Raw genomic sequence first — 1,235 nt, forward strand, 5'->3', positions numbered from 1 at the left:
CCCGCGTACGTCACGCCTGGCCCACGAGGCGTTCCTCTCCGGGGAGAAGGTCGAGCGGCCCGCGGGTCGCCTCGACCTACGGTCACGCAGGCGGGTGGTGACACCGCTCCACGCCTCCGAGCGAGCGTTCCCGCCACCTGCCGATCCCGCGGTTGCGGTTGTCAAGTGCGCCTCGAACGGACCGCCCGGCCATCGGCCGTCCCGCGCTGTCACCGTCCTCATGCGCCCGCACTCGGCTGTAAAGCGGGAAAGCAGCCTCGCGGTCCTCACCCGGCCCAGGAGGACCTGTCGCCGAGCGCCCCAGGCCGGGGCACACAATCAGAGCCTGGCCGGCAAAAGGCCGCCCTTTACCTCTTCCCGCCGCCCATCTAGTCGATCAAGAACCCGTCGCCCGACCCGCTGTTGGTGGCCAGTCGAGATTTTCCCGCCGACGGCCACTTGGCGGGGAGGCACCTGGCCGTAGATGACTACGCAGAGCTGATCCTGCCGATGCCGTGCAATCGGGCGAGCTATAAACGACGTGATGAAAACGACGCCGCTCCTTGTCGTCATCAGCGGACCATCGGGGGCTGGCAAGACGACACTCGCGCACCTGCTCGCCCGGCGGATCGGCTGCCCGGCGATCTGCCGGGACGAGATCAAGGAAGGCATGGTCCACGCGGCCGGCGACTTCATCGCCGCACCGAGCGACGAGCTGACCCTTCGGACCCTGCCCACGTTCTTCACGGTGCTGCGGCTGCTCCTGACCGCCGGCGTCACCACGGTCGCCGAGGCAGCCTTCCAAGACCACGTCTGGCGTCCCGGCCTCCAGCCACTGATTGGGATCGCCGATATTCGGGTGGTGCACTGCCAGGTCGCCGCGCAGACGGCCTTCGACCGCATCGGGCGACGGCAGGACGAGAACGCGATCCGGCGTGCCCACGCCGACGCGTACCTCGGCGATCATCAGACCCATGCCCTCGGCCACCACGGCTTCCAGCCGGTTCGGCTCGACGTGCCCGAGATCGAGGTGGACACCAGCGACGGTTATCGCCCTGACCTCGACGAAATCGTTGCCTTCGTGAACGCCGGATGATCAGCAACCCGTGGATACCTTCCGTAGCTTCGGAACTGACCCGTCCACGGGGAAGACCCAGCTGGCCGTCGACACTCCGCCCGCAGGGACAGGGTGCCCCCGCCAGGGCGCATACTCCGACGACTCCGCACCGCTACTGTCCGCGTTGGCGAGGGCCCCA

At 68.3% G+C, this 1,235-nt stretch carries 1 protein-coding gene; it reads left to right on the plus strand.

Translation table 11 applies throughout. The annotated features are described in order from the left end of the window. Positions 1-523 precede the first annotated feature (523 nt). Positions 524-1,075 carry an AAA family ATPase gene (locus KJS59_RS30450; protein ID WP_213457426.1) on the plus strand — a complete coding sequence of 184 codons (552 nt, stop codon included), beginning with the start codon at positions 524-526 and terminating at the stop codon, positions 1,073-1,075. Positions 1,076-1,235: the final 160 nt, after the last annotated feature.

It is taken from the genome of Rhizomonospora bruguierae (assembly GCF_018397995.1).
Lineage (GTDB): Bacteria > Actinomycetota > Actinomycetes > Mycobacteriales > Micromonosporaceae > Rhizomonospora > Rhizomonospora bruguierae.

Bases quoted from the DNA above. Each gene is read 5' to 3' on its own strand.
- KJS59_RS30450 (WP_213457426.1), top strand. From the start codon at position 524: ATGAAAACGACGCCGCTCCTTGTCGTCATCAGCGGACCATCGGGGGCT.